Here is a 19,636-nt window from a genome sequence, read left to right as displayed (position 1 = left end):
GAAAATAATAAAGGTATTTGTTTCTCAACGTATTTACAATAGGAGGTCATAAAATATGACAACGAAATCAGAACAAAAAGTATTAACAAGACAAGAGGTACCTGTTGAACTAACTTGGCGTCTTGAAGATATTTTTGAGACAGACGAAGCTTGGGAAGCAGAGTTTAAGGATATTAGTGCTTTGAGTGAAAATGCTGCATCTTATCAAGGTACAATTGAAAACGGTGCACAGGCACTTTTAGCGGTTTTACAATACCGAGATAAATTGTATTCAAAATTAATGCGTCTTTACACATATTCACATATGCGATTGGATCAAGACACAGCGAACAGTTTCTATCAAGCAATGGACAGTCGTTGCAAATCACTTTATGCGAAAGTTTCAACTGGTCTGTCATTTTTAACACCTGAAATTCTAGCGTTAGATGAAAAAATAATTGAACAATTTTTAGCTGAAAATGAGGAACTTCAATTATACAGACAAGAATTGGTTGAAATTAACATTGGACGTCCACATATTTTGCCAGCGGAGCAAGAGGCAATCCTTGCACAGTTGTCAGAAGTAACAGGTGCATCATCTGAAACATTTAGTACATTAAATAACGCTGATTTACAGTTCCCTACGATTGAAGATGAAAATGGTCATCAAGTTCAACTAACACATGGGAATTATACACATTTCTTAGAAAGTGGCGATCGCAAAGTACGTGAAGCGGCATTCCGAGCAATGTATAAAACGTACGGAGAATTCCGTAACACATTTGCAACGACCCTTGCTGGTAATGTTAAAGGTGATAATGTCAATGCGCGTATTCGCAAATATGAATCAGCTCGTCAGTCAGCAATGGCTGCAAATCATATCCCGGAAAAAGTGTATGATCAACTTATCTCGACAATTCATAAGTATTTACCTTTAATGCATCGTTATATTGCGCTGCGCAAAAAGGTATTGGGTGTCGATGAACTTCATATGTGGGATATATATACACCACTTGTACAAGAATCAAAAGTGGATATGCCATATGAAGAAGCAAAAAATCATATGTTAAAAAGCTTTGAAGTACTTGGTGATGAGTATGTAAGTATTGTGAAACAAGGTTTAGAGGATCGCTGGGTAGATGTACTTGAAAACAAAGGGAAGAGAAGTGGCGCATATTCTTCAGGTGCATATGGTACGAATCCTTATATTCTGATGAACTGGCAAAATAATTTAGATAATCTATTTACTCTTGTTCATGAATTTGGACATAGTGTCCATAGTTATTTCACTCGTAACAACCAACCGTTCGTATACGGTAACTATTCTATTTTCGTAGCAGAAGTTGCATCAACTTGTAACGAAGAGTTATTAAACCATCATTTATTAAATACGATTGAAGATCCACAACAACGTATTTATATATTAAATCACTGGTTAGAAGGATTCCGTGGTACAATTTTCCGCCAAACAATGTTTGCTGAATTTGAACATATTATTCATCAACTTGATCAAAATGGGGAAGCGCTAACAGCAGAAAAAATGACGGAAGTCTACTATAATCTAAATAAACAATATTATGGTGACGACATTGTTGTGGACGAAGAGATTGGTCTAGAATGGGCACGTATCCCTCACTTCTACTACAACTATTATGTCTACCAATATGCAACAGGTAAGAGTGCTGCTACTGCTTTAAGTGCTCAAATCCTTGAAGAAGGACAACCTGCAGTAGATCGTTATATTAACAATTTCTTAAAAGCGGGATGTTCAGACTTCCCAATTGAAGTATTAAAAGCGGCGGGTGTTAATATGGAATCTGCTGAGCCTATCGAAGAAGCTTGCAAAGTATTCGAGAAAAACTTAGAGGAACTAGAAAAACTTCTAGACGTTTAATAATTAATGTTTAAAAGGCCGAGGTGGAAATAATTCCCCTCGGTTTTTTAATTTGGAATCATTCTATATAGTGATATGAAAAGATAAGTAATTTTCGGGTGGAAAACTATAAAAAATATTAACAAGACTCGACAAAACCATGTCAATTTGAAGTTTAAAAGACTTATTACCACTTGCAAACGCTTTCCTTATGACAACTTTGTGAATTCAATTCTGAAGCATTGCTATATCATTTTTTCCATGCTAAAGTGTTAGATGTGAAATAAATCACAAACAAACATACACCCCTTTGTTTGAACGTGAACATTTCTCCCATCCCCTTTGTGAAAAGAAGGCGTCTCTCGTAGAGGCGCCTCTTTTATTTTGTTATTTTCTATTAACCGGTAACTATCATCAACATGTTAACTAGTTCTTACATACAATTAGCAAGATTTCTAATAGAAATTAAAAAAGACTAGCAACGATAAAATAGATCGTTACTAGCCTATATATAATTTATTTTAAACGCCACAGCGATGATTCTTCATAATTGATGCGGTCGACTTTTTGTTGTAGCATTTTCTTTTTTAACTCTCGGTCAGCAGTTTGTTCAGTAATATTATAAATTGATGCTACTTCTTTAGTTGTTAATGTATGATACCGTTTAAATAATTCTTCTACTGATGGAGGTTGTTGACAAATAAGTTCACCGTCTAATAATTCTTCTAATATTTGTTCATAAACTTCATATGAATAATTTCCACTAACTTTTAAACCTTCATCTTCAATATTTTCATTAAAGAAAACGAAGCTTGGTACTTCTTCTACATCCATTTCGCGCGTAATGCATAAGTCACTTTGAAATGCACGAGACGCTTCCAACGACTGGAAGTCTGTTTGGAACTCTTGAATATCTAGTTTGGCTTCTTTGGCAATTTCGACTAAAGTCGAGCGTGAACGGACGTTTTTTGTATTCAACAAGACATATTCTTGCAATTTCATCAGGTAGCGATAGCCAGCTTTTTTCCCTTGTAATTCAGCAGCCTTTACTGCGATTGAAGGAAGAACAGGATGAGAGACATCAATTTCTTCATATTCACTATTACAGCTATTTACACGTTGGCAAGCGACGTTAAGTGAAGCTAATTCTGTACTAAGAACAAATCGTAAAGTAAAGTACTGATTATAATTTACTTGAAGCTTACGGATAATTGCTTGTAAATCCCAACTGTCTGGAGCAAGCGGATCAATGAATACATAAAGCTCAATCGGTCTACTCAGAGTAGTATGCGAAGGCGGTGCCGGCATTATCTGAATATTATTCACTCTAATACCTCCTCGTCGTTATCAGGTGAATTAATCATGTGGTGCGCTGTAAGGACGAGTCGTTTATAGTATATTTCTCGAATCTTTCCATCCAATCCAACTTCATCCATAGCTTCAGCCATACATTCTAACCATGCTTGTGCACGTTCAGGTGTAATTTTGAAGGGCATATGGCGGGCTCTCATCATTGGATGCCCATGCTCTTCAGTAAAAAGATTTGGACCACCTAAATATTGAGTTTGAAATTGAATTTGCTTGCGGGCAGTTTCAGTTAAATCATCAGGAAATATCGGCTTTAGCTTCGGATTTTTAGCGACTTTGGAGTAGAAAATCTTAATCATTTTTGATAGTGTTTCTTCGCCAATTTCCTCATAAGGAATAATAGGTTTTTGCGTCATTGATGATGCTCCTTTGCTTTAGCTGTAATTCTATTCTATCAACCTAAACGTTTTTTCTCAAACAAATCGATTAAATTACATTACTTTTTTCATATAGTTTAATAAAAAAGTCAGAAAAAGTGTATGGCTACTATGAAAAATCGTGCCTTCAAGGAAATTTAATCAAAAAAAAATCGACATAATTCTAAGTTATATGTCGATTCTAAGAGTGACTTGATATGAAATTATAAGACAACAACGGCTGCTGTCTTATTAAGCTTGATAGCTATTCATGATTTTAGTAACATAATTCGTCGTCTCTTTAAATGGTGGAATACCATTATATTTAGAAACATTACCAGGCCCAGCATTATATGCAGCTAACATTAGATTCATATCACCACCGAATTTATCATACATTTGTTTCAAATATTTCGTACCGCCCATAATGTTTTGTTCTGGGTCAAAGACATTTGAGACACCAAGGAATTTGGCTGTACCAGGCATTAATTGCATAAGGCCAGCAGCCCCTGCATGGCTAACGACAGAGTTATTAAAATTAGATTCTTGTTTAATCACAGATTTAATCATTTTTTCAGGAATACCATAAGTTTCAGATGCTTTTTTTATAATGGCATCATATTGCGTATTTGAAGTGACATTAGTAGGTCCCGCGGTGTAACCTGTTAATACTGGATTTAAAGGTGTTGTACTATATGTATTATTAGACACCGAAGTTGGTCTATATATAGGAGAAGTACCGTTATAGTACAAGCTCGAAAGTGCATTATCCGAGCTCGTTGTTGAAGAACCCATTAATCCACTACCTAATAATGCAGCATAAGAATTGCTTGAGCCCGATACTGAATTTGTTAAGCCTAGTAATTGTGAAGGGGCGTTTTGAGATGTTGATGAAGTCATCATTTCATTCATTAATTGAGTGAACATATTAGATGAAGAAGATGATGAATCAGTGGCTGATAAGCTAGTCGATCCCATGGATTGAAGACCTTGAATTTCTAAGAGCGTTTTTAAAGCTGAGATATCCATCTATTAACCTCTTTTCTTATTGACGGCGGCCATGAAGCGAGCAATTTTTTTATCAGCTATTCTAACAGGAATAGTATGTTTTGCTAAAAATTCCTCGAATAATGTTCTACCTAACTTCTCATTTGTCACTTCAAATTCTAGTTCATAATCATCAGTGTCTAAATAGCGAGAATGGTCGAAAACGAGAAGTCCGCCATTATATTTTATTTCGGCACGCTTTGTAAAAAGTGTACCTAATAGTTGTAAATCTGTGGGGTTAATCTGAAGTTTTTTTAATCGGGTATCTACTTCATCTGCTTTTAGAGTAGCCCCATTTAGCACTTCATTCACGTGCTCCTCAGTTAATAAATCCGTTGTTTCCAATAACCCAATACCAGATGCTGGTTCTTTTAGTGTGCATTCAAAGCGGTTTTGAACTTCGCGTATTCGTAAACCTGAACGTGCTTTCTTTAATCGAAAATCTGGTGTATCAAAATAATGATTTGCTTGTTCGTGAAAATCTTCATTTGGAATAGCAAAAGTATTACAAAGGGCTTCATATTCCTCTTTCGAAAGTAGGTTTTTAAACTCAATTTCTAGTTGTTGTGCCATACCAATCACCCTCTCTTTTTATAAATTCTTATAAATTAATTATAGGTGAAGTATAGACTGCATTGCAATGATTGTCGAAATGGGGAAAAGCACAACAATTCTCCGAAAAAGTGGGTAGTAATGAGGCTTACTATGATAAAATGATAGAAGATTCACGGAAAGGAAGATAGGCTTTGCGTAAAACATATACAGTAGAAAATGGATCACAATTAGAAAAACAAATTCATTTACAAATATGCGGAGAAACACCTGATTTGGAATGGCGAGCTGCAGGTCAGGTTATTACTGATTCAGACGCCATGGCTTTTATCTATTTAATGGATGCAGGGGAAGACTACCATTACATAAAATTCCCACAAGCTATTTGGCCACTTTTAGTCAAAACATTACAGTCTGATTTTGAGCCAATATTAACTTGGGGGAATGGACAAACTGAATTAGTGAACTTCCAGGATGAATTAAACGCACTTATATTTAATATTGAAGGAAATCATAATTATGGAGAAGACTTTTCAACAGCTGTTGAAGAAGCCTTTGCAGAAATATTGAACGAATCCCGAGAAGATTAGGGGGACTTATCATGGGACAATGGGACCGCTTTTTACAGCCCTATAAGCAAGCAGTGGATGAATTGAAAATTAAGCTAAAAGGAATGCGCGCACAGTTCGAAAAATCAAATGAAACGTCACCAATAGAATTTGTAACAGGTAGGGTGAAACCACTTGCAAGTATTTATGACAAGACTTTAGAAAAAGGTCTAGTCTTTGAACCGTCAGATATGCTAGCGCATGAGTTACAAGATATTGCAGGGGTACGTATCATGTGTCAATTCGTGGATGAAATTCCTACTGTTATTGAATTATTAAGACAGCGCAATGATTTAACAGTTGTAGAAGAAAGAGATTATATCACCAATGTAAAAGTTAGCGGATATCGTTCTTATCATATGATAATTGAATATCCTGTCGGAACAATTCAAGGTGAGAAAAAGATTTTAGCTGAAATTCAAATTAGAACACTTGCAATGAACTTCTGGGCATCTATTGAGCATTCATTGAACTATAAGTATAAAGGGATTTTTCCTGAGGAAATAAAAAATCGCCTACAAAGCGCAGCAGAGGCAGCGTTCCGATTAGATGAGGAAATGTCTTTAATTCGCGAGGAGATACAGGAAGCTCAAAAGTATTTTACCGAATACAAAGAGGCTTCAAATCCAAAAGTTAGAGAGGATAATTCGAAGGGAGCTCATGAAAACCTATGAAATTTGCCGTTCAATCACGTAATGATCCACAATCAAATGAATTAATGGAAAGAGCTATCTCGTACTTAACTGATTTTGGATTAGAAATAGATGAAGAAAAGCCAGATATCGTGTTGTCGATTGGTGGAGATGGTACACTGTTACATGCATTTCATCGATATAGCCATATATTATCAGATGTTGCATTTGTAGGTATCCATACGGGGCATCTAGGTTTTTATGCTGACTGGAAGCCAATTGAAATCGAGAAATTGGTTATCTCTATAGCAAAGAATGACTATAATGTAATCGATTATCCCCTATTAGAAGTTGTGATTAATTATCAAAATTCAGATGAAAATTACACTTATTTAGCTTTGAATGAATCTACAGTTAAATCCCCAGAAGTAACATTAGTAATGGACGTTGAATTAAATGGGAAACCATTTGAACGCTTCCGTGGAGATGGACTTTGTGTTTCTACACCTTCAGGAAGTACAGCTTACAATAAGGCACTTGGTGGTGCCATTTTACATCCATCAATAGAAGCTATTCAAGTGACTGAAATGGCATCTATTAATAATCGCGTTTTTCGTACAGTCGGATCTTCATTAGTGTTACCGGCACATCATAGTTGCGTGCTAAAACCAGTGAAGGCTAAAGACTTTATGGTTACAGTCGATCATGTACAGTTATTGCATAAAAATGTAAAATCAATTCAGTACAAAGTTGCGAAGGAAAAGGTGAGATTTGCTCGCTTTAGAGCATTCCCATTTTGGCAACGTGTACATGATTCTTTTATCGATAGTGATTTGAAATAATATGAAAGATTTACGATATCGCTTAACCTTTAAAGTAGAGCACGACCAACTTTTTAGAGATGCACTTGCCATGTGGGGGATTTCTAAGAGAGCTTTAACAGCAATAAAATTTCAAGGTGGACAACTTTTAGTAAATGATATTGAGCAAAATGTCCGTCATAGCCTAAAGAAGAATGATTTAGTCACAATCATCTTCCCTCCAGAAGAAATTAGTAAGGGATTAGTTCCTGAAGATGGGAAGCTCGAGGTCATTTTCGAGGATCATGAACTGCTAGTTATTGCTAAACAACCTTATCAAAATACGATTCCTTCCCACGATCATCCCAAAGGTAGTGTTGCTAATTTTGTAGCTGCCCATTTACAACAGCAAGATTTAGCTTCAACGGTACATATTGTAACGCGTCTAGATAGAGATACATCTGGAATTATGTGTATTGCTAAGCATCGCCACGTTCACCATCTTATGAGTGAAGCTCAAAAGAAACATGCTATACATCGGACTTATGAAGCAATCGTACATGGCCATTTGGAATTAGAACAGCAAGAAATTATTGCTCCAATTGGGCGTAAAGATGGTAGTATTATTGAACGTGAAGTACGAAGTGATGGACAGTTTGCTCACACAGATGTTGTCGTATTAAAACGAACAAGGTTAGATGGAGAAGCAATTACTCATATTCGTTTAAAGTTACACACAGGACGTACGCATCAAATTCGTGTACATATGGCATTTATTGGACATCCACTTGTTGGAGATACGTTGTATGGAGGCCATAGAAATTTAATCGATCGCCAAGCATTACATTGTGTTGAGCTTCAGTTACATCATCCAGTGACGAAACAATTTTACAGCTGGCAAATAGGTTTACCAAAAGATATGCAATCACTACTAATAGAATAATTAATGTAAGGTGCTTTTATTAAAAGAAGCACCTTATTTTTGATTTCCTGGGAAATTTAAATATGCTATTTGTAAAAATGCACTACCGAATGTTAGTATTAGGGGTGTTCAAAAGGCTGAAATTAAAAAGTTTTTTAAAAAAATAATTGCTCTTTTGAAGGTCTACACTCTATTATAGTAAGGTGTTATTTTAACTGACTTAATGAGTCGAGAGGAGGGGACATGCATGATAGAAGAAACAAAGGAAAAAGATGAAGTACAATTCGATGAGCAGCATCTACGTCAATTACTGGAGAATTCAGAGACAGATAATTTTCGCGAGGAGTTTCTAGCACTTCATCCGTATGATCAGGCACAGTTTTATGAGAAGGTGGGACCAGACATACGACAGATTATCTATCAGTATCTCTCCCCTAAAGAGATGGCTGACATTTTTGAAGCTATTGAACTCGATGATGACGAATATAAAGGCATTTTAGAGGAAATGGATACGACGTATGCAGCGCAAATGATAGCAGCCATGTATACCGATGATGCGGTTGACGTTTTAAATGAATTAGATAAAGATCAAATCACTCATTTCCTTAAAATTATGGATAAAGATTCGGCACAGGATATTAAAGAACTTCTGTACTATGCAGAATATACAGCTGGTTCTATAATGACGACAGAATATGTCGCTATTCCTGAAAACTCAACCGTTCGTTCAGCGATGACAATTTTACGCAACGCAGCGCCAGATGCAGAAACGATTTATTATATATTTGTTGTCGATGATACAAATCATTTAACGGGTGTCATTTCTTTGCGTGACTTAATCATTGCAGAAGAAGACACATTAATACGACAAATAATGAATGATCGTGTTGTAAGTATTAATGTAACTGACGATCAAGAGGCAGTCGCGCAAATTATGAAGGACTATAACTTTTTAGCTGTACCTGTTATTAATTCAAAAAACGAAATGCTGGGTATCATTACAGTTGATGATATTATTGATGTCATTGATGAAGAGGCGTCAGATGACTACTCTAAATTAGCCGGGGTTTCAGATATGGTGACATTCGACAAAAGCCCGTTTGCTGCAGCGAAGAAACGCTTGCCATGGCTTGTTGTATTATTATTTTTAGGCATGTTAACCGCTAATTTGGTAGATTTATTTACTGGAACATTAGAAAAAGTGGCAATTCTTGCTGCTTTTATTCCTTTAATAGGTGGTACGTCAGGAAATAGTGGAACGCAAGCATTAGCCGTTGCTGTTCGAGGGATTGCTACTGGTGATGTTGAAGAAGAGAGTAAGATGAAGTTATTATTACGAGAAGCAATCACAGGCATAATTACAGGTGTTGTTTGTGGTGCTATTGCATTTGGTATTGTGTTCTTTTGGAAACACATGTGGCTTTTAGGAGTATTGGTAGGGACCGCTATTTGTTGTTCAATTGTTGTTGCAACAATTGCAGGATCTTTTATACCGTTATTAATGCACCGACTGAAAATTGACCCTGCAGTTGCATCTGGTCCTTTTATTACAACATTAAATGATATAACAAGTATTTTAATTTATCTTGGGATTGCAACAATGTTCATTAGTAAATTAATGTGAACTTATTTTCCGGAGGAGCATACAATATGAAAAAAAGGATGTGTTACCTTGGGGAATCGCCCACTCCTTTTTATCAAAGCTCCCCCGGCTTTTTTTATTGATATTAATAGTGATAGTACTTCTGTTGTGGAAGATGCTATTGAAGATGTAGATGTAGATGTAGATGATGTTGTAGAAGAGTCAATGGAACAAGTAGAATCCATAGAACCAGTTATAGAAGATGCTGAAATTCGTCGTAAAACAGAGCGTTTAATATTTTTATCTGCACCGTTTCAACAGAAAGCTTATCAACCATTGCAATTTAGTTTATCAGATGGCCGTATTATAGAAGGTGTCGTCGATCGTGTGATGCAAGATGAAGTAATTTTGAAAAGTTACACAGGTGTCGTATATCCAACGAAAATTAATGAACTCGTCGAAATTAAGTGGCGAGGAAAAGTATTTTAACAGCTGTCCCTTTAAAGGGATAGCTTTTTTTTGCAAAAATAAATCATAACTGCATAAGATAAAGATACATATCACAAAAAGCCCCGAAAGTTAGATTACCTAACTTTGGAGCTCATTGCCTGACACTGCTATCATCCATTTTAAAACAAAGACACTACTGCAAAGTCCTTTGACTTGATATTAGTCGCATACATCTTCTAAAAAGACGTCTTTTATACATTGAACTGCACAGAAGCAATTTAAGTCAACAGTAACACAGCTAGTAGATGCTTCCCAATTTACAACTTTACAAATCATTGATAAATCTACTTCATTGCCGCAATCTGTTAACAAATCAGCTACATGATTACCGTGTTTTAAAGGAATTAATACACGTAAAGTAGCACAGCAACCGTCGAAAATATCCTCTACTCGGAAAAAGACCGAGAAACAGTGATGATCGCCAGAAGCATTAGTTCTGAAAAACGCTTTAAAAGGAGTACCGTCTTTGTTTAATAGCATAAATACACGTGTATTAGCTTGTGTTCGTGCAGGGCTTACTAATCCGCCAAGAGGTTCTAGGAAACAGTTAGTTGGGCAAGGGCCACAACCGTCATCAACGTTTTGGTCTTGAATGTCTTTAATTGCGCGTACTACGTCGCAAACACATCCTTTTGAAACTTTGTGACCTACTGCATTATCATTTCTTCCGCATCCCATTTTTAATTTCACCCCCTTTTCAATCTCCTTATACAATATGTCTTTTTAGAAAATGAACTAGGGCAACTGCCTCAGTTATGCATAATTTTTCGAAATAAACGCATACTGTTTTTAAAAAAAGGTGAAGTATATGAAGAGAAACGTTTTAAGGTTTTTGTTATTAATATGTTGTATTCAGTTAATGGTCGCTTGTAGTGGAGAACAGAAGGAGAAATTTGCCACGTACCATGCAGCAGGGGATAATGGATCGCAATCGACTATTGAAAAGCTTCTGAATGATGAAAAATCGATTGAAAAAGGTACTGCGGTCTTCGTGGATGATGTTATTTTAGTGGGTGTGCAGATAAAACCTTTTTCAAAATTAAAACGAACCAAAATCGAAGAAGGTTTACAGAAGAAATTTGAAAAAGAATTTCCTGATAAAGAAGTACTTGTTAGTACTGACTTTAAAATATCTTGGGAAACACAAAAGCTTATGAAAAAAGAGTTAACTGAAAAAGAACTAAAAAAGAAAATTAAGAAATTACAAGATCTTGCAAAGGAAGAAACCTGATGAATCAAAAAGATTACGAGCAATTACAAACAAAACTGTCACCTAAAACGCCAATTGGATTAAATTTACTAAAAGCTTTTTTAGTTGGAGGTATTATTTGTGTAATCGGACAAGCCATTTCTTTTTTCTATATTATGAATTTTGATTTTACAGAGCGTACAGCAGGTAATCCAACGGTAGCAACAATGATATTCATTTCATTATTACTGACTGGATTTGGACTTTATAAAAAGCTAGGTCAATTTGGAGGAGCAGGGTCAGCAGTACCAGTTACCGGCTTTGGTAATGCAGTTATTTCAGCAGCTATTGAACATAAGACAGAAGGTTTAGTGCTCGGAGTAGGTGGAAATATTTTCAAATTAGCAGGTTCGGTTATTGTGTTCGGAGTTGTATCTGCCTTTTTTGTAGCACTTGTTAAATTAATTTTAGTAACGATTGGGGTGACTCAATGGTGATGGATAAAGGTGTAATTTATTTTCCATCTAAGCCGTCCATTTTAGCAGCCGGAGTAGTAGTTGGGCCATTGGAGAAGAGAAGTGTTTTTGCTCGGAATTTCGATTTAGTACTAGATGATGAAAGGGCAGATCAAAAAACAAATGAGCAAGGACATCAACATTTGATTGAAGAAGCTGCACAAATCGCATTACAAAAAAAGAAGTTGACTAAGGATGCAGTAGATTTCTTTATAGGTGGAGATTTAGTCAATCAAATGACGCCAACGAATTTTGCTGCTGCTACTATTGGAAGCCCTTTTATCGGTATGTACTCAGCGTGTGCTACATCAACCTCAGCCGTTATTATCGCTAGCTTACTAACGGAGCTAGGTGGTAGCCATTATGCAATCGCTGGGGCTGCAAGTCAGCATAATGCGATTGAAAGGCAATTCAGATATCCTGTCGATTATGGAGGTCAAAAACCAGCAACTGCACAATGGACTGTAACTGCTGCAGGTTATGTTCTTATTGGTAAACATCAAGAAGGAGAACCATGCATTGAGGCTGCGACTTTCGGAAAAGTAGCGGATTTTCAACAATCAGATCCATTTCATATGGGGGCAGCAATGGCACCAGCAGCTTTTTCAACGATTAAACAACATTTAAAAGGTAGAGGTCAAACTGTACAAGATTACGATGTTATTATGACAGGTGATCTTGGAAAAGTGGGCTTGCCTATTTTAAAAGAAATGTTAAGGCAAGCTGGATTTACGACAAAACAGTTAGAAACAGTTCGCGATGGCGGAGCTGAGTATTACGGAGATAATCCATTGTTTTTAGCTGGTGCAAGTGGAGCAGGGTGCTCCGCGTCTGTTTTTTTTAGCGAAATACTAGCAGAACTAAAAAGCGGACGGATGAAGCGAGTACTGTTAGTAGCAACAGGCGCTCTCTTGTCTCCGTTATCTGTGCAACAAAATCAATCGATTCCAACCGTTGCACATGCAATCGAAGTAACGATGAAATGAGGGAATAAAATGTTTACTTCTTTTATAATCGCATTTATTGTTGGCGGATTGATTTGTGTAATTGGTCAACTGCTGATGGATGTCGGTAAATTAACACCTGCACATACATTGTCCATACTTGTTGTCACAGGTGCAATCTTAGATGGCTTTGGCTTATATGAGCCACTTATTGATTTTGCTGGTGCAGGCGCAACAATCCCTATTACGTCTTTTGGTAACTCTCTAACACACGGTGCTTTAGCAGAAGTTGAAAGGCATGGTTGGATAGGAGTTTTAACGGGTATGTTTGAAGTGACAAGTTCGGGTATTAGTGCGGCCATCATATTTGGATTTATAGGAGCTTTAATTTTTCGATCAAAAGGAAATATCGACTAGTTCAAACGCCCTCTTCTTTCTGTAAACCGTTGCATACAATACGGTGAGAGAGAGGAGGGATTTCTTATGTCTGGATTCTCAGGTTATGGTTACGGCTACGGCGGTGGCTACGGCGGCGGAAACGAATGCTACTATGGCGGCAATAGCGGCAATGGTTCAACATTTATTCTAATCGTTGTTCTATTCATCTTGTTGATTATTGTTGGCGCAAGCTTTATGGGTTAAAAAGGGGGGACTTAAATGCAAAGCTCATTCTTTCGAAAAATAGAAGGAAAAACGGGCGTACCAATGGAAGATGTACTTGCATTAGCAAATGCTATTCAATATGCAGATTTTCAAGACGAACGCCAGATTCGACAAATTATTCGTAAAGTATCTCAACTAGCAAATAAACCAGTAACAAAAGAGCTAGAAGAAAAAATCGTCGCATCTATCTTAAAAGATGGTAAATCTTTAGATTTAAATAAAATCCAAAAAATGTTATAGCATAAAATAATATTCTCAGTAATATACTAACTTTAATCGAAAATATGTCTTTGCAGGAAAAGTGATAGTATAGGAGGAAATTGTGATGGGCTACATTCTACCAGTTCAGCCATTTCAAGCAATGCAATATGCAGAACGTATTAACATGAAAGCATATAATTATGCTCATGTTAATGCAGTTGCAAAAGTAAAAAAGCAATCTCATTTTGAACGAGAGCTTGATATGCGTGCTGAACTTACTGAAATGCAATTGAACCATGAAAAAAACAAAAATCGTGGGAACTCCCTTCAAGTTCATCAACAATTCATCCATCCTAACCCAGCAGAGTTATCAAAATTTGAACTAAAGGTTACTGATAGAGGTAAATATTATAGTAAATATGTTTGAAAAATACTATAGACGATTATCATACGGTACTTCGAATAATAAAAAGGAGCCAATCCATGGTTGAGTTTACAATCAACCGTGGTTGGCTTTTTTTGCTGTAGAATAAATGAAAAAAAGCTAAAAATATTTATTGATAAAATAAAAAAGCTGCTAAAACGCCGATTGGTCAGCATTTTAGCAACTTATTATTAGAATTCCTTTTCCATTGCGCGATATGGAATACCAGAATCCAAAAATTCAGGTGATGTAATAATATAATTTTGTTTTTCGTAGAAAGGAATAGCGTGAGTTTGGGCATTTAATTTCACTTTTGCTAATTGATGACTCTTAGCGTATTTCTCTAAGTGTGTCATCATTAAAACACCGATTTGCTTTCTTCGAAAATCAGGTAATACACAAACACGGTCAACTTTAGCGATATTACCGTCAACAATTCTTACTCTGCCTGCTGCAATCGGTTCTTCGCCATTGTATGCTACGAAATGTGTTGCTTCTTTGTCGTATTCATCTTTTTCTAAAGGAAGAGGAACACCTTGCTCTTTAACAAAGACTTCCTCCCGAACAAAGAAAGCATCTCGTAACTCTTTCTCTGTCTCAGCAATTTTAGCAAAAACCAATAATTACTCAGCTCCAGACAGTCGGAACGTTTCGTGTACCGTCCAAGAACCGTCTTCTAATTGATAAAGTAAATGAATACGATCAATAACTTCTTCGGAATGAACATCTGTCATGCGTAGCTGACCATAAATATCATCATGCTCACCTGAGGACATATCTTGTGCAATAGTAATATGCGGAACAAATTTATATTCTGGTTCTTGTCCGAATGAAGTAGCATGCAATGTATCATGTAATTTTTGAAGCTGTTCTGTTGCTTCTACTTTTAGATAGATAGCATTGTTCACTGGCGCAAATGAACTTACTTTTGATACGTGAATTGAAAGCGGTTTAAATTGTTTACTAATTTCTTGGAGCATATTAGTAACTTCGTTCACTTTTGAGTCATCTACTTCAAAAGCACTTTTTAAAGTAATATGAGGTGTGATTTTAGAGAAATGCGTGTCATATCTTTTTCTATATGAATTCGCAAAATCTTGTAATTTCTTAGATGGAAATGCAACAATACCGTATTTCATAATTCCGTACCCCCTAAGTAGTTTTATATAGCTTTTCTTAATTTTCAGTATAACAGAAAAAAGTTAATATTCATTGTGAAATACATGTTAAATACTAAAGTTTTGTTTTATGACACGTTTTAAGTCAGGTTGCCAAAACTTCCACGAGTGATTTCCTTCGAATTCATCGTAGAAAGTAGAAAAGCCTTTGTTGACTATCAACTCATGTAATGCACGATTAGGAGTAAGGAAATCTTTTATACTCTTATCCATAGTTACTACTTCATGTTCTTTTGTACCAATAACGTGATAGATTGAAAAAGCATGAACATCTTGTACCTGTTGCACTTTTTCTAAAACATTATCATTTACTAGAGGTGACTGCATTAATACTTTACCAAATATATTCGGATATTGGATGGCTGCTAGTAAAGATACTGTCGCAGCCTGCGAATCTCCAATCAACGCTCGACCCATCCCCATTTGATATGTAGAGTAATGCTCGTCTATATAAGGAACAAGTTCATGTGCTAAAAAGCGTAAGTAAGCTTGATGCTTCTCTCCATTTGGCAAATATTTTTGTCGTCGATCCTCAACATTTTTATAAGGTACACCTACAATTATTAAATTTTCGATATCGCCTTGCTCCAAATAGTCATCTACTACTCGTGAGATTCGACCGAGTTGGAAATAATCTTTGCCATCAGATGCGATTAACACTGAGTATTTATAAAGTGGTGAATAGCTTGCAGGTAAGTAAATTAATAGATGAATGTCCTCTTGTAAGGATTCACTGAAAAAATCTATATCTGTGATTGTGCCACGATTCAAAGCCGTCACTCCTTCAGTTTTCTGTACGGAAATTGTAACATATAAGAAAGTAAAGGTATAATAGTAATAATAAAGGACTATTAATTTGGAAATGAGGATGAGTCATGTATAACAAAAAACTTCAAGTTTCATCTGAAGTAGTCGCTAAAGCGGCACGCGATGCTTTAGAACGTCGCGGTGTAACATTAAAGGATATCGCGGAAATTGTGTATGAAATGCAATTTGCATATAATGAAGGACTATCTCTAGATCATTGTATTGAATCGGTTGATAAAGTACTTTATAAACGTGAAATTCAACATGCAATTTTAGTAGGGATTGAGCTAGATGAATTAGCAGAGAAAAAGTTACTGTCAGCGCCACTACAACAATTAGTTGAATCCGATGAAGGATTATTTGGAGTTGATGAGACAATTGCTTTAGGAGCAGTATTTACTTACGGTAGTATTGCTGTAACAACTTTTGGACATTTAGATAAACAGAAAATCGGAATAATACAGCAACTTGATACAAAAGCGGGTGAAGGTGTTCATACATTCCTAGATGATTTAGTAGGAAGCATTGCTGCCTCTGCTGCATCACGTCTTGCACACCGCATTCGTGATTTAGAAGAGCAAGGAAAATCGATCAAAGATATTGAACCATACGGTACTACAACAGATTAATACAAATCTAGTCATTGCCCAGCCTTCTGACGAAGACTGGGTATTTTTTTGCTTTAAATCCTGAAAGTAAGCCGATAACTAATAGTTTATGTTAAGATTACGATGGTGATGACAATGAAAAAATGGGGACTCCTTCTTATCGGCTGTCTAGTATTTATACTACAAGCATGTACAGAAGCTACAGTGACAAAAAAAGAAGAATCAGAAAAGCGAATAGATGTCGAAGTAGTAAGTATCATGGACGGTGATACGATTAAAGTAAAATACGATGGCGAAACAAAGAAAGTACGCTATTTATTAGTAGATGCACCTGAAATGTACCATAAACAATTAGGTGAACAACCTTTTGGACGAGAAGCGCAGGCTCGTAATCGTGAAATATTGAACAACGCAAAGCAAGTTTCAATTCAATTTGATGTTGGTGAACATGAAGATAAATATGGTCGCCTTCTTGCCTATACATATGCGGATGGGAAAAGTGTTCAAGAGCAACTAATCCGTGAAGGTCTTGTACGTGTTGGTTATATATATGAACCGAATACGACAAATGTGAAAGCTTTTGAGAAAATTCAAAATGAAGCAAAAGCATCGAGAAAAGGAATTTGGCAATATGACGGTTATGTAACAAATAGAGGTTTTGATAAATCGGTTGTGAGAAGTGGGGTGCCTACTGAAGGGCAATCAAAAAACTCAAATAAATCCGATAGCTCAAATAAAACGAACAATAGAAGTTGTTCTATTAAAGGTAATATAAATAGTAAAGGGAATAAGCTGTATCATATGCCGGGCTCTAACAATTATGATGCAGTTAAAGAAGAAGAAATGTTCTGTACTGAAAAAGAAGCGGAGCAAGCTGGTTTTAAAAAAGCCAGTTAAATATTAGGAAAAGGACTTCACAGAATTGTGAGAAGTCCTTTTTTTAATAGTTATTTTTCCACTTATTATTTTTTAGTCATAAATAATACATTATCCGTCGGTTCATACTTTGCTCCATAAAGAAATTCATCTTTGTACGCATGAATATTTTCATATACCCATTTCATTTGTCCAAGTATTTCTTCTTCAGCAACACCCGTTGGTGCCCAGTAATGGATATCCATTTTCAGAGGTTCGCCTGTCTTTACATGATGCCTGCAATAACAAATCTGTGTAGCTAGATTGAAATGGTGACGTTTATAGAAGCGTAATCGTTTTTCTGTGTCATCTTCAGCTTGAGCAAGTGACTCTACCTCCAATAAAATTGGTTTGCCATTACCTTTTAAATGTTCTAAAATTTTACCACCCAATCCTTCACCACGTGCAGTTAAGGAAACATATAAATAATCGACAAATATAAAATCAGTGTGATCTACATATGTTAATACGTATTTTTCGTCCTCTACCTTTTTATAAATATCTATTTTATCTTTCAGTAAAAGTTCTATATGTTGACGTGATTTCATTTCCTCAACTGGAAAATATTCATTCAGTTTTCCAAACCAATCCATATGTATATCCCCTTTCAATCTAATTTTATTATGCAGTGTATTGCTGAAAAAATAAAATAGTATACATCAAAAGGGTGAGATGTTGCTCAATCTTATGAAGGAATTAATAAGTTTAATTAAATGGTAATATCCTTTCAAAGGGGTGGTAAATATGAATAATGATTGGTCAGAAAATATGTTAGTTACACAAGTTAGGGTTGCTAGACCTACAGATCAGTTACGACAAGTTGAGCATTTTTATTGTAAAGGTATAGGATTGACGAAAATTGGATCATTTACAGGGCAAGATTATGAAGGTTTATTGATTGGGCTCCCAACGGCAACATATCATTTGGAATTTACCCAGCACAAAAATGGCAGTCCTTGTCCAGCACCAACTAAAGATAATTTAATTGTATTTTATATACCAAATCAACAACAAATTGATACGATTATCGAGAGATTAAGAGAATTAGGCTATAATGCAGTTCCTCCAGAAAACCCTTATTGGGAAAAGGAAGGTAAGACAATCGAAGACCCTGATGGCTGGAGAGTAGTGTTAATGCATACAGCTGGAATTTAATATGATACTCTAATGTAAAGATGCTTTAGGAGGTACTCACATGACAGAAATTTGTGTAGTAAGACATGGAGAAACGGATTGGAATGCACTAGGGAGGTTGCAAGGTGTAACAGATGTACCTCTTAATGACAGAGGAATCCAACAAGCAAAAGAATGTGGTGTATTTTTCAAAAATACTAACTGGGCTGCAATTTATACAAGTCCATTAACAAGAGCAAAACATACAGCAGAAATAATAAACGAACAATTACACATACCCTTATTTGAAATTGAGGAGTTTAAAGAACGTTCTTTCGGTGAAGCAGAAGGTATGGATATGGAAGAACGTATAAAAGCGTTTCCAGATAAACAATATCCAAATCAAGAATCATTGGACTCAGTGCTTACAAGGTTACGAAATGGACTTGTTGAAATTTTCGAGCAGTATCCAAATGACCGAGTCATTCTAGTAGCTCACGGAGCGGTAATTCATGCGCTCTTTACACTACTCGAGAATGGCGATTCTTTTCCACAGGAAGTACGATTAGCTAATGCAGGCGTCAGTTATATTACGATACAAGAAGATAGATGGTTACTTGGCGAATTTAATCAATCATCACATTTGTCGCAAGTAAGTGAAACAGGAAAGATTTAAGATGTGTATGAAATTATGCACATCTTTTTTATTTCTTTGAAAATGCGTTTGAAAAAGGAGCTTTTAAAAATGTAGGATATTTAACAGCTGTGTCAAGAAAGGATCAAAAATTGATATGATTAATAAGGAGCAGTATGATATGAGGTTACAGCTAGTACTCGATATCGGAAAGTA

General features: G+C 35.9%; 27 protein-coding genes. 18 read left to right on the top strand and 9 right to left on the bottom strand.

What is annotated here, in order from left to right:
• The first annotated feature begins 55 nt into the window (after window positions 1-55).
• Window positions 56-1,873, top strand: a complete 1,818-nt coding sequence (gene pepF / locus MHH98_RS18220; RefSeq protein ID WP_038179619.1) for an oligoendopeptidase F — start codon at window positions 56-58, stop codon at window positions 1,871-1,873.
• A 495-nt stretch (window positions 1,874-2,368) separates the two neighbouring features.
• Here the strand turns inward: pepF and MHH98_RS18215 are convergent, their stop codons facing one another.
• From MHH98_RS18215 to MHH98_RS18200, 4 genes are all read right to left on the bottom strand, one after another.
• Window positions 2,369-3,178, bottom strand: coding sequence for a ClpXP adapter SpxH family protein (locus tag MHH98_RS18215; protein WP_038179617.1), 810 nt, complete (start codon window positions 3,176-3,178; stop codon window positions 2,369-2,371).
• Window positions 3,175-3,576 carry a globin domain-containing protein gene (locus tag MHH98_RS18210; protein WP_038179615.1) on the bottom strand — a complete coding sequence of 134 codons (402 nt, stop codon included), beginning with the start codon at window positions 3,574-3,576 and terminating at the stop codon, window positions 3,175-3,177. Before MHH98_RS18210 ends, MHH98_RS18215 begins: the two co-directional genes overlap by 4 nt.
• A gap of 252 nt (window positions 3,577-3,828) precedes the next feature.
• Window positions 3,829-4,605, bottom strand: a complete 777-nt coding sequence (locus MHH98_RS18205) for a lytic transglycosylase domain-containing protein (RefSeq protein WP_038179613.1) — start codon at window positions 4,603-4,605, stop codon at window positions 3,829-3,831.
• A gap of 3 nt (window positions 4,606-4,608) precedes the next feature.
• The gene (locus MHH98_RS18200) at window positions 4,609-5,196 is read right to left on the bottom strand and encodes a CYTH domain-containing protein (protein ID WP_038179611.1); all 588 of its coding nucleotides are present in this window, start codon (window positions 5,194-5,196) and stop codon (window positions 4,609-4,611) included.
• A gap of 173 nt (window positions 5,197-5,369) precedes the next feature.
• On the opposite strand from MHH98_RS18200, the gene MHH98_RS18195 reads away from it, so the two are divergent.
• The 6 genes from MHH98_RS18195 (at window position 5,370) to MHH98_RS18170 (ending at window position 10,208) form a co-directional block, all read left to right on the top strand.
• Complete coding sequence (locus MHH98_RS18195; RefSeq protein WP_038179609.1) at window positions 5,370-5,765, top strand: UPF0738 family protein; 396 nt, start codon at window positions 5,370-5,372, stop codon at window positions 5,763-5,765.
• Window positions 5,766-5,776: 11 nt separating this feature from the next.
• Entirely contained in the window at window positions 5,777-6,457 is a 681-nt protein-coding gene (locus tag MHH98_RS18190) for a GTP pyrophosphokinase (protein WP_038179606.1), read from the top strand.
• Window positions 6,454-7,257, top strand: a complete 804-nt coding sequence (locus MHH98_RS18185; RefSeq protein ID WP_038179603.1) for an NAD kinase — start codon at window positions 6,454-6,456, stop codon at window positions 7,255-7,257. Before MHH98_RS18190 ends, MHH98_RS18185 begins: the two co-directional genes overlap by 4 nt.
• 1 nt (window position 7,258) lies before the next feature.
• Window positions 7,259-8,158, top strand: a complete 900-nt coding sequence (locus MHH98_RS18180) for an RluA family pseudouridine synthase (protein WP_038179601.1) — start codon at window positions 7,259-7,261, stop codon at window positions 8,156-8,158.
• Window positions 8,159-8,384: 226 nt separating this feature from the next.
• Window positions 8,385-9,761 (top strand): magnesium transporter, encoded by a 1,377-nt coding sequence (gene mgtE, locus MHH98_RS18175; protein ID WP_038179599.1) that lies wholly within the window; start codon window positions 8,385-8,387, stop codon window positions 9,759-9,761.
• A gap of 48 nt (window positions 9,762-9,809) precedes the next feature.
• A complete protein-coding gene (locus MHH98_RS18170; RefSeq protein ID WP_340713337.1) occupies window positions 9,810-10,208 on the top strand; it encodes a hypothetical protein in 399 nt (132 codons plus the stop codon).
• Window positions 10,209-10,388: 180 nt separating this feature from the next.
• Here the strand turns inward: MHH98_RS18170 and MHH98_RS18165 are convergent, their stop codons facing one another.
• Window positions 10,389-10,907 (bottom strand): CotY/CotZ family spore coat protein, encoded by a 519-nt coding sequence (locus MHH98_RS18165; protein WP_038179593.1) that lies wholly within the window; start codon window positions 10,905-10,907, stop codon window positions 10,389-10,391.
• A 130-nt stretch (window positions 10,908-11,037) separates the two neighbouring features.
• Between MHH98_RS18165 and MHH98_RS18160 the strand changes: the two genes are divergently transcribed.
• From MHH98_RS18160 to MHH98_RS18130, 7 genes are all read left to right on the top strand, one after another.
• Window positions 11,038-11,460: a YhcN/YlaJ family sporulation lipoprotein gene (locus MHH98_RS18160; RefSeq protein WP_038179592.1), complete on the top strand. Its 423-nt coding sequence runs from the start codon at window positions 11,038-11,040 to the stop codon at window positions 11,458-11,460.
• Window positions 11,460-11,915, top strand: a complete 456-nt coding sequence (gene spoVAC / locus MHH98_RS18155) for a stage V sporulation protein AC (RefSeq protein ID WP_038179591.1) — start codon at window positions 11,460-11,462, stop codon at window positions 11,913-11,915. Before MHH98_RS18160 ends, spoVAC begins: the two co-directional genes overlap by 1 nt.
• Entirely contained in the window at window positions 11,909-12,919 is a 1,011-nt protein-coding gene (locus MHH98_RS18150; protein ID WP_051448558.1) for a SpoVAD, read from the top strand. The genes spoVAC and MHH98_RS18150 overlap by 7 nt, the downstream gene beginning before the upstream one ends.
• A 9-nt stretch (window positions 12,920-12,928) precedes the next feature.
• Window positions 12,929-13,294, top strand: a complete 366-nt coding sequence (gene spoVAE, locus MHH98_RS18145) for a stage V sporulation protein AE (RefSeq protein WP_038179589.1) — start codon at window positions 12,929-12,931, stop codon at window positions 13,292-13,294.
• A gap of 66 nt (window positions 13,295-13,360) precedes the next feature.
• A complete protein-coding gene (locus MHH98_RS18140; RefSeq protein WP_076034082.1) occupies window positions 13,361-13,519 on the top strand; it encodes a YjcZ family sporulation protein in 159 nt (52 codons plus the stop codon).
• Window positions 13,520-13,534: 15 nt separating this feature from the next.
• Complete coding sequence (locus MHH98_RS18135; RefSeq protein WP_038179588.1) at window positions 13,535-13,780, top strand: stage VI sporulation protein F; 246 nt, start codon at window positions 13,535-13,537, stop codon at window positions 13,778-13,780.
• Between the two features lie 85 nt (window positions 13,781-13,865).
• Complete coding sequence (locus MHH98_RS18130) at window positions 13,866-14,168, top strand: hypothetical protein (protein ID WP_038179587.1); 303 nt, start codon at window positions 13,866-13,868, stop codon at window positions 14,166-14,168.
• A gap of 188 nt (window positions 14,169-14,356) precedes the next feature.
• On the opposite strand, the gene MHH98_RS18125 is transcribed toward MHH98_RS18130, so the two are convergent.
• The 3 genes from MHH98_RS18125 to MHH98_RS18115 form a co-directional block, all read right to left on the bottom strand.
• Window positions 14,357-14,785: a GNAT family N-acetyltransferase gene (locus MHH98_RS18125; RefSeq protein ID WP_038179585.1), complete on the bottom strand. Its 429-nt coding sequence runs from the start codon at window positions 14,783-14,785 to the stop codon at window positions 14,357-14,359.
• Between the two features lie 3 nt (window positions 14,786-14,788).
• On the bottom strand, window positions 14,789-15,304 hold the full coding sequence (locus MHH98_RS18120; protein WP_038179584.1) for a YjcG family protein: 516 nt from the start codon (window positions 15,302-15,304) through the stop codon (window positions 14,789-14,791).
• Window positions 15,305-15,391: 87 nt separating this feature from the next.
• The gene (locus tag MHH98_RS18115; protein ID WP_038179582.1) at window positions 15,392-16,114 is read right to left on the bottom strand and encodes an alpha/beta hydrolase; all 723 of its coding nucleotides are present in this window, start codon (window positions 16,112-16,114) and stop codon (window positions 15,392-15,394) included.
• Between the two features lie 104 nt (window positions 16,115-16,218).
• Between MHH98_RS18115 and MHH98_RS18110 the strand changes: the two genes are divergently transcribed.
• Window positions 16,219-16,779 carry a phosphatidylglycerophosphatase A family protein gene (locus tag MHH98_RS18110; RefSeq protein ID WP_038179580.1) on the top strand — a complete coding sequence of 187 codons (561 nt, stop codon included), beginning with the start codon at window positions 16,219-16,221 and terminating at the stop codon, window positions 16,777-16,779.
• 114 nt (window positions 16,780-16,893) lie between these two features.
• On the top strand, window positions 16,894-17,655 hold the full coding sequence (locus MHH98_RS18105; protein WP_038179578.1) for a thermonuclease family protein: 762 nt from the start codon (window positions 16,894-16,896) through the stop codon (window positions 17,653-17,655).
• A gap of 65 nt (window positions 17,656-17,720) precedes the next feature.
• Here the strand turns inward: MHH98_RS18105 and MHH98_RS18100 are convergent, their stop codons facing one another.
• On the bottom strand, window positions 17,721-18,266 hold the full coding sequence (locus MHH98_RS18100; RefSeq protein WP_076065662.1) for a GNAT family N-acetyltransferase: 546 nt from the start codon (window positions 18,264-18,266) through the stop codon (window positions 17,721-17,723).
• Between the two features lie 151 nt (window positions 18,267-18,417).
• Here MHH98_RS18100 and MHH98_RS18095 point away from each other — a divergent pair, with 151 nt between their 5' ends.
• Window positions 18,418-18,828: a VOC family protein gene (locus tag MHH98_RS18095; RefSeq protein ID WP_038179573.1), complete on the top strand. Its 411-nt coding sequence runs from the start codon at window positions 18,418-18,420 to the stop codon at window positions 18,826-18,828.
• A gap of 40 nt (window positions 18,829-18,868) precedes the next feature.
• Window positions 18,869-19,462 (top strand): histidine phosphatase family protein, encoded by a 594-nt coding sequence (locus tag MHH98_RS18090; RefSeq protein WP_038179571.1) that lies wholly within the window; start codon window positions 18,869-18,871, stop codon window positions 19,460-19,462.
• Window positions 19,463-19,636 lie beyond the last annotated feature (174 nt).

It is taken from the genome of Viridibacillus sp. FSL H8-0110 (genome assembly GCF_038003565.1).
In the GTDB taxonomy this organism is placed as follows: domain Bacteria; phylum Bacillota; class Bacilli; order Bacillales_A; family Planococcaceae; genus Viridibacillus; species Viridibacillus arenosi.
The sequence above is the reverse complement of the archived record's forward strand: the minus strand, read 5'-3'. Positions and strand labels throughout refer to the sequence as shown.

Excerpts from the sequence above, each read along its gene's own strand:
- MHH98_RS18160 (WP_038179592.1), top strand. The coding sequence starts at position 11,038 with ATGAAGAGAAACGTTTTAAGGTTTTTGTTATTAATATGTTGTATTCAG.
- MHH98_RS18210 (WP_038179615.1), bottom strand. The coding sequence starts at position 3,576 with ATGACGCAAAAACCTATTATTCCTTATGAGGAAATTGGCGAAGAAACA.
- MHH98_RS18205 (WP_038179613.1), bottom strand. The coding sequence starts at position 4,605 with ATGGATATCTCAGCTTTAAAAACGCTCTTAGAAATTCAAGGTCTTCAA.
- MHH98_RS18120 (WP_038179584.1), bottom strand. The coding sequence starts at position 15,304 with ATGAAATACGGTATTGTTGCATTTCCATCTAAGAAATTACAAGATTTT.
- MHH98_RS18165 (WP_038179593.1), bottom strand. The coding sequence starts at position 10,907 with ATGGGATGCGGAAGAAATGATAATGCAGTAGGTCACAAAGTTTCAAAA.
- MHH98_RS18190 (WP_038179606.1), top strand. The coding sequence starts at position 5,777 with ATGGGACAATGGGACCGCTTTTTACAGCCCTATAAGCAAGCAGTGGAT.
- MHH98_RS18130 (WP_038179587.1), top strand. The coding sequence starts at position 13,866 with ATGGGCTACATTCTACCAGTTCAGCCATTTCAAGCAATGCAATATGCA.
- MHH98_RS18105 (WP_038179578.1), top strand. The coding sequence starts at position 16,894 with ATGAAAAAATGGGGACTCCTTCTTATCGGCTGTCTAGTATTTATACTA.
- MHH98_RS18100 (WP_076065662.1), bottom strand. The coding sequence starts at position 18,266 with ATGGATTGGTTTGGAAAACTGAATGAATATTTTCCAGTTGAGGAAATG.
- MHH98_RS18185 (WP_038179603.1), top strand. The coding sequence starts at position 6,454 with ATGAAATTTGCCGTTCAATCACGTAATGATCCACAATCAAATGAATTA.
- MHH98_RS18150 (WP_051448558.1), top strand. The coding sequence starts at position 11,909 with ATGGTGATGGATAAAGGTGTAATTTATTTTCCATCTAAGCCGTCCATT.
- MHH98_RS18180 (WP_038179601.1), top strand. The coding sequence starts at position 7,259 with ATGAAAGATTTACGATATCGCTTAACCTTTAAAGTAGAGCACGACCAA.
- MHH98_RS18110 (WP_038179580.1), top strand. The coding sequence starts at position 16,219 with ATGTATAACAAAAAACTTCAAGTTTCATCTGAAGTAGTCGCTAAAGCG.
- MHH98_RS18095 (WP_038179573.1), top strand. The coding sequence starts at position 18,418 with ATGAATAATGATTGGTCAGAAAATATGTTAGTTACACAAGTTAGGGTT.
- mgtE (WP_038179599.1), top strand. The coding sequence starts at position 8,385 with ATGATAGAAGAAACAAAGGAAAAAGATGAAGTACAATTCGATGAGCAG.
- spoVAC (WP_038179591.1), top strand. The coding sequence starts at position 11,460 with ATGAATCAAAAAGATTACGAGCAATTACAAACAAAACTGTCACCTAAA.
- MHH98_RS18090 (WP_038179571.1), top strand. The coding sequence starts at position 18,869 with ATGACAGAAATTTGTGTAGTAAGACATGGAGAAACGGATTGGAATGCA.
- MHH98_RS18200 (WP_038179611.1), bottom strand. The coding sequence starts at position 5,196 with ATGGCACAACAACTAGAAATTGAGTTTAAAAACCTACTTTCGAAAGAG.
- MHH98_RS18140 (WP_076034082.1), top strand. The coding sequence starts at position 13,361 with ATGTCTGGATTCTCAGGTTATGGTTACGGCTACGGCGGTGGCTACGGC.
- spoVAE (WP_038179589.1), top strand. The coding sequence starts at position 12,929 with ATGTTTACTTCTTTTATAATCGCATTTATTGTTGGCGGATTGATTTGT.
- pepF (WP_038179619.1), top strand. The coding sequence starts at position 56 with ATGACAACGAAATCAGAACAAAAAGTATTAACAAGACAAGAGGTACCT.
- MHH98_RS18135 (WP_038179588.1), top strand. The coding sequence starts at position 13,535 with ATGCAAAGCTCATTCTTTCGAAAAATAGAAGGAAAAACGGGCGTACCA.